7 protein-coding genes are annotated in these 6,139 nt (G+C 34.1%); 2 read left to right on the forward strand and 5 right to left on the reverse strand.

Annotation, left to right across the window (positions count from 1 at the left end; all coding sequences use genetic code 11):
• Positions 1–943 precede the first annotated feature (943 nt).
• Positions 944–1,807, forward strand: coding sequence for an SAM-dependent methyltransferase TehB (tehB, locus tag HLH14_RS12055; protein ID WP_067726287.1), 864 nt, complete (start codon positions 944–946; stop codon positions 1,805–1,807).
• A gap of 542 nt (positions 1,808–2,349) precedes the next feature.
• On the opposite strand, the gene HLH14_RS12060 is transcribed toward tehB, so the two are convergent.
• The 5 genes from HLH14_RS12060 to HLH14_RS16000 form a co-directional block, all read right to left on the reverse strand.
• A complete protein-coding gene (locus tag HLH14_RS12060) occupies positions 2,350–2,583 on the reverse strand; it encodes a hypothetical protein (RefSeq protein ID WP_067726289.1) in 234 nt (77 codons plus the stop codon).
• Between the two features lie 383 nt (positions 2,584–2,966).
• Positions 2,967–3,200: a hypothetical protein gene (locus HLH14_RS12065; protein ID WP_067726291.1), complete on the reverse strand. Its 234-nt coding sequence runs from the start codon at positions 3,198–3,200 to the stop codon at positions 2,967–2,969.
• A 1,615-nt stretch (positions 3,201–4,815) separates the two neighbouring features.
• On the reverse strand, positions 4,816–5,082 hold the full coding sequence (locus tag HLH14_RS12070; RefSeq protein WP_067726295.1) for a hypothetical protein: 267 nt from the start codon (positions 5,080–5,082) through the stop codon (positions 4,816–4,818).
• Positions 5,083–5,210: 128 nt separating this feature from the next.
• A complete protein-coding gene (locus HLH14_RS16150) occupies positions 5,211–5,336 on the reverse strand; it encodes a hypothetical protein (protein ID WP_265733075.1) in 126 nt (41 codons plus the stop codon).
• A 257-nt stretch (positions 5,337–5,593) separates the two neighbouring features.
• Positions 5,594–5,935 carry a hypothetical protein gene (locus tag HLH14_RS16000; RefSeq protein ID WP_228145928.1) on the reverse strand — a complete coding sequence of 114 codons (342 nt, stop codon included), beginning with the start codon at positions 5,933–5,935 and terminating at the stop codon, positions 5,594–5,596.
• On the opposite strand from HLH14_RS16000, the gene HLH14_RS16005 reads away from it, so the two are divergent.
• Positions 5,934–6,139, forward strand: a 206-nt coding sequence (locus HLH14_RS16005; protein WP_235940503.1) for a hypothetical protein, incomplete at its 3' end; no start/stop codon positions are given. The two genes, HLH14_RS16000 and HLH14_RS16005, sit on opposite strands and share 2 nt — an antisense overlap.

Below are 6,139 nucleotides of genomic sequence, written 5' to 3' on the forward strand. Positions count from 1 at the left end.
ACTTCGAGTAATTTCTACCATCAATCAATGAAAATAATTTCGATCGATCAACCGGTAAAAATCCACACAAGTTGTTCTTCATAATCTCTTAATGATCTATCTTGCTCTTCGTCAGAGACAAGAAACAACAAGGCAATCTCAACAACTCAACGCTTCGCGCTTCGTTCGTTTCAACATATCTCGTTGGTATGCCGCGTATTCTATACAGTTTCTAAATGGGTGCAACCCCTTATTTCACATATTCAGCATGAGTGTTTATTTTTTCAGCTAATTTTCCAAAAAAATCGTATTTTCACCCATTTTTTAATCATATTTATAAGAACTTCTACTTAAATGGAGTTTTTAAACTGATTTTTATTACAGATTTAACCTCTGATATTATTGTATTTACAACTATCATTTCATTAATAGCCTTTATTTCGACCTTACTCAGTTTGAATGAATTGATCTCAACAGTGAATTTACATATGAGAGTGCAATAAGTAATGGACTGTTTCATATTTTCCTCAAATTATTTCGTTCACTCCAAATAGCTAAAAAATAAAAAAGTCCAAGCTCCCATTTTATCTAATTACCAGCTTGGTCTAAATCTACTCCTTCATTTCCAAGTACCCTCTCCTATATGCTTTTCTAAGACTCCCTTCTTTTTCAGTAATGAAAGCTAATAGCATTGAATGACAATTTAACAATCAAGCTTATTTATTATTTCTAAAAGTCGATTTTGTGGATTCATCTTCATTCTATATACATAGATCTTCTTTTAACCCGTTAAAATCATATTGAGTAAAAAGTAGTCTTAAAAGTTAATATCTAAAATAATATGATGAAAACAATTAAAGTAGTATTTGATGTAATTACTTTTCTCATTCTAAGCATCATTCAGAAAGCTGTTGATTTTGTAGTTAGACAAATATTAACGGCCATATAAATACTCGAGGATTTTATGCAAGATCTTATTTGCTACAAGCAACTCCCCCTTTGGGCGCATGATTCAATCCCTCAAGCTTTTCAAAGACCACACAATACAAAAGCAGGAACATGGGCCAAACTGACCATATTAAAAGGCGAATTAAATTTTGCGATGTTGAGTGAATCAGGGGAAATACTGTCGGAACATGTTTTTTCTGTTAGTCATCAACCCCCTTTCATTGAGCCTGAGGTATGGCACAGGATTGTTTCCGCCAGTCAAGACATTGAATGTCAGCTGAGTTTTTACTGTGAGCCTGAAGATTATTTTTCAAAGAAATATCAGATAACACCCACTCATTCAGAAATTTTAGCGGCAATGACTTACCTTCATGCAGGGAATGCACTGGATGTAGGCTGTGGATCTGGACGAAACTCTCTATTCTTAAGTCAACATGGTTTTGATGTAGATGCTTGGGATATTAATAGAGATAGCATTCAGAAATTAAATGAAATTATACAGTCCGAACAAATCAGTAATATTCACCCCCTAATTCGTGACTTGAATCAAAATACCAATATTAATGACCGTTATGATTTTATCTGCTGCACTGTGGTGATGATGTTTCTAGAATCAGAAACCATTCCTCAGCTGATTAAGCAAATGCAAAATGCAACCAAACCGCAAGGCTTTAACCTGATTGTTTGCGCGATGGATACCGATGATTATCCAGTCCAGCCTGATTTTCCATTTGCATTTAAACTGGGTGAGTTAAGTGCTTATTATCAGGACTGGACTCTTGTAAAATACAACGAAAATGTCGGAGAGCTTCATCGTGTGGATGAAAATGGAAATCGTATCAAGCAGCGTTTCGCCACATTGTTAGCGCAAAAAACTTAATAAGAGTATATCTTGAAATAAAAGCCCACTCTAAATGAATCACAGGCTGACTATTGTTATGGCTGTCTGTTTTTTATTCTTAACTTAAATAATAGAAGTACTAAAAAAGCCCTCAATCTTAAAAATTTAGGGCTTTTTAATTATCCGGGAAAATGAACTCAACGTTATCAACTAACGCCCTCCTGATATTCTAGAAAACAAAAAAAAGCATTAACCGTCTTAAACGCTGAGGTTTTATTTCCTGAACATGTACCGCATATTTAATAAAACAATAAATTTACACATCAAAAACCACCCGAAGGTGGCTTTATTAAATTTTTGGGTTAATTGGCCATTTGTCCCAGGCCATATATAACAAGTATAAGCATTAAAGTTGAAGATGAAGTGACAAACATTTCTATTGTACTCATGGCCTCATTCCCTGCTTCTCGTTGTTCTTTTTTTATACAATCAAATAAAAGTATAATCAATAATCAATTGCAACAGGATGTAAATATTACGAGAATTATTAAGTATTAAAAACCCTAGTAAGAAAGACTAAATTATTTCTTTTTCCACTCAAAGGAAGGCCCATCATCTGGAGCAACCCCAATTTCACAGCCTAGAAATTTCATATCTACGATGCCTGTATCCATGGGAGTCGTTGTAATAAAATTACTACGTTCCTCAAGTAATGTTTTATAGCTATCAGGACTTATTAATAGATAATTAGGTACTTTATAGTTTTGATCTATGTAATCGAAAAATGCCTGTTTTACTTGTTCTGATAATTTCATTTTACACCTTCCACAAATAACCTAGAATAAGATACAGAAAACGATCAGGTTGGTGGTTTTTCAGAGCCACCTTGTTCGCTTAATTGTTATACGGTCAGAATACAGGCGTCTCTTTCAAACTCAACAGCTGATTTGTTCATCCTAATTAAGCTATAAACCAGAGTTTTGATTCATCAAGACTCTTACTTTCATATTCAGTCTAAGCAATGGGGGTATTTCAAATACGATTAAATAGAGAGTTCATCATCAGCTGTATATATTGCATAGATCTTTCTTAAAATTTAGAAAATATTTATTAAATACTTGTTTATGTTTTCATTTGTAGTATTTACTCAGCTATCCAAGGTGGGACTGGATAAAAAACTCAAATTCATCCTTTTAACTTACGCATATTCCTCTCTTAATACTTTAAAAACTATCCCAGTTCGAGGATGAGTAAATGTATCGTCGTCGCTTAAATCAATGACTTTGTCTGTAAGCGCAATTTTAGGCAAGGGTATCCATGTTTCGTCGTTGCTTGCTCCATCTCGAACTCTTTCATAGATCCGCTCTACGCTAATTTCTGTGCCACAATTACTTTTAGCACTTACTTCTTTTAATTTATGAAGTTTAGGCATTTTTATGTCTCTGTTATTTTTCCTAGACATTATAAAAAGGCATTCTGTAAAAATTGTAATTTTTATAATTAGATATGTAATAATTTCTTTATAATTAGAAACTTATTTTATATTTTTAGTAGGGTTAAAACTAAATGCTTCTCACCCATTAGATTTATCTTTCTTCACACTTAACGCCCTTTCAAACTCTATTGTTTCAGCATAAAAATCATACTCATCTATCTGAATACAAATTATTGATTTTAGGAAATCAGAAATATTTTTCTCCAGATAAAAAAATCCATGCTTGGGAAAGCATGGATATAAAACTAAGAACACCTTGGGAGGTGCAGAAACTACAGCTAGTTTCTGTAGATTATTTTGTATACTAATCCAGCAATTTACACTGGCGAAATATACCAAAAATTAAAATAATGTTAATTAAATCATATTATCAGATAAACTAAATTAATCATTTAGAGCAAATAAAAAGCCCGATCAACGACCGAGCTTTCCAATATTTTTACACTCTCCTAAACAGGAGTTAAAGTGTAAAAATTAATCCCCACAAACATTACTAATAAACTGGATAAAATCAAATAAGTATCAACGATATTAAAGCTTTTGATATAATTCCACATATAATAGGAAGGTTAACTCTTGTAATAGTATGTAAAATATACTACACAATTCATCCATAATCAATAAACTACTGATGCGGTAAGAGTTCACTAGCCCAAGGTATATATCTAAATATCCATTTTTAATCCTATCAGTGTAAAACCATGAATAATAAAAAGCCCGCTTAATCGGGGGAATTAAGCGGGCTAATATTTGGTTTACCATCTTTGTTCTTCTTTTTTACTTTCTTTTTGGAGTAACTGAAATATACTACTCAAACGTCGATAACAAAGTATAAAAAATACAGCGCAACCGTTTTCAGCCGTTTAGTTTGAGTTGTTTTTCTTTTCAAGGTGTAATTATTTTATAAGCATAAAAAAACCCATCAAATAACCGAGCCTTCACTATGTTTATTTACTATCACCAAGATTAGATAAAGACAATTCTGCTTCCCTTATCAATAGCTTTATTCGCTCTGATTTTTTTCTCTTAAAATCTGCATAAACATGCACACAAAGTAAGGATAGACATACCATAAATATCCCACTCATAACAATAACCCTTTTCCTTTCCATGGCTTAACCAGTTCCCAATCGTTATTGCAGGTTCCAGTTTTACATTCATTCCATACAAAGTGGCAATGGCAAAAAGTTCACAATTTTATTGTTAAATTCTTAACAACTATTGAAAAGCCCACCTATTTCAAAGGTCGAGCTTCCCCTTATCATTTGCGTTGATTCAGGTTAAGTTGGTATTTAAATCACTAAATAACGCGGCATTAAATAAGCTAAAAACCAATCTACTCTTAATAATAATTTGAGCCAAATATTAAATTTTTTAATATATTTCAATAACTTAACATCAAATTTAAAACTGCCGACGCATTAATGGTTTGCTACTTAAATCAGAGAAAAATTCACCTTTATTCATTTTTTTGTTGGTGTGCTGATTTCTTTCTTTATTTCTTCTAAAAACAGCATATGCCAGATCGCATGCAGCCCTAGTTTTCATTATCTTAATTTAATTGTTTGTATACCCACTCCAAGAAATCAGTTTTATTTCTCAATGGCGGGGATAAATCAATATTTACTATTTTACGACTTCCAAACATAAGAATAATTTTAGAAGGTGAATCAAATTTTAAGCCCGCTTCATGATCTTGATGAATTTCAGTAAAAAAATCTAATAATTGTTCATGATTTTTTTTTACTTTAAATCCTGGTCTCACCACAACAAAATTGTAGATTTGCTCCAGGAGGTGAAAATTAGCATTTTTGTCCATTTTTATTATCTATGTAAGAAACTAATCGAAGTCTAATATGCCCGACTTATTTAAAGCTCTTTGTAGAATAAATGTTAAGCATAAATACTAATTTTTCCATTAAAACCACATTAAATTATGGATTTAATTTATTTATCTTTATCCATTGAGTGGGGTGAAGTAGTTTTATCTTGCTGGGGAGTATCAGTATCTTGTTTCTGACATGCAGTTAAACCCACCATTGCTACTAACCCAACTATGACTAGTAATTTCATTGCTTATCCTTATATTGTTTGAAAATCAATAATATAATAATTAGTCAGTTACACCATTTAATTTTTACAATACAAATGTAAAAAGCCCATCTTCCGATGAGCTTCTAAATTATAAATTCGATCTATACTTCAATCATTATAATAAGGAATTAACCACAGCTTGCACGGGTAATTTTCTTATTAGCAGGTAAATTAGTTAAATTTAACTCCTGAATTTAAGGGTTTAAACATGCGTGCATACCCTATCGGTCTTTTCACTACTTGACCGGAATCATTAAGTGCTGGTAGGGCGTTCCAGACCACATTACGTAGGGAACAGCGGTGTCCGGCTGAGCATTCTTGGGGTACATGTCGTAGAAGCGGGGTTCAGCACCGACGATCATGACATGGGGTCCAGTCTTGATCCAGTGGTTTCCAGCAGTGGGTTTCTTGGCATAAGGATCCACGTTGCTGGCATCGGTCCCCCCTGCCAGCATATACATGAAGCCGACGTTACCCACCGTAGGCGGTTTGTGACTCATCCAGGCGTCTGCCCACTCTAGGGCTGCCTTGTCCATACACATCGGGTCAGGACCTGGGGTTGTTGGATTGTCGGGCATGCAAGTAAAACCATTAGTGCCTTTGCGCAAAGTACGCATTTTGCCATCAGCACCTATAGCCACAATAGTGGCTGCTGCTCCTACTTTTTTCGGCGCTGCACTCATTGCACTGGCGATAGCATTTTTATCGGCTGCAGGGGAAGCTCCCCCTGAGCTACTTTTACCCGCCATGGGCTGGTCAGCTGCTAAAGCGGCGGGGGCCGA

The organism is Acinetobacter terrae, assembly GCF_013004375.1.
Lineage (GTDB): Bacteria > Pseudomonadota > Gammaproteobacteria > Pseudomonadales > Moraxellaceae > Acinetobacter > Acinetobacter terrae.

What these genes read in the sequence shown, in the direction of transcription:
- tehB (WP_067726287.1), top strand. Translation starts at nt 944, where the DNA reads ATGCAAGATCTTATTTGCTACAAGCAACTCCCCCTTTGGGCGCATGAT.
- HLH14_RS12060 (WP_067726289.1), bottom strand. Translation starts at nt 2,583, where the DNA reads ATGAAATTATCAGAACAAGTAAAACAGGCATTTTTCGATTACATAGAT.
- HLH14_RS12065 (WP_067726291.1), bottom strand. Translation starts at nt 3,200, where the DNA reads ATGCCTAAACTTCATAAATTAAAAGAAGTAAGTGCTAAAAGTAATTGT.
- HLH14_RS12070 (WP_067726295.1), bottom strand. Translation starts at nt 5,082, where the DNA reads ATGGACAAAAATGCTAATTTTCACCTCCTGGAGCAAATCTACAATTTT.
- HLH14_RS16150 (WP_265733075.1), bottom strand. Translation starts at nt 5,336, where the DNA reads ATGAAATTACTAGTCATAGTTGGGTTAGTAGCAATGGTGGGTTTAACT.
- HLH14_RS16000 (WP_228145928.1), bottom strand. Translation starts at nt 5,935, where the DNA reads ATGCCCGACAATCCAACAACCCCAGGTCCTGACCCGATGTGTATGGAC.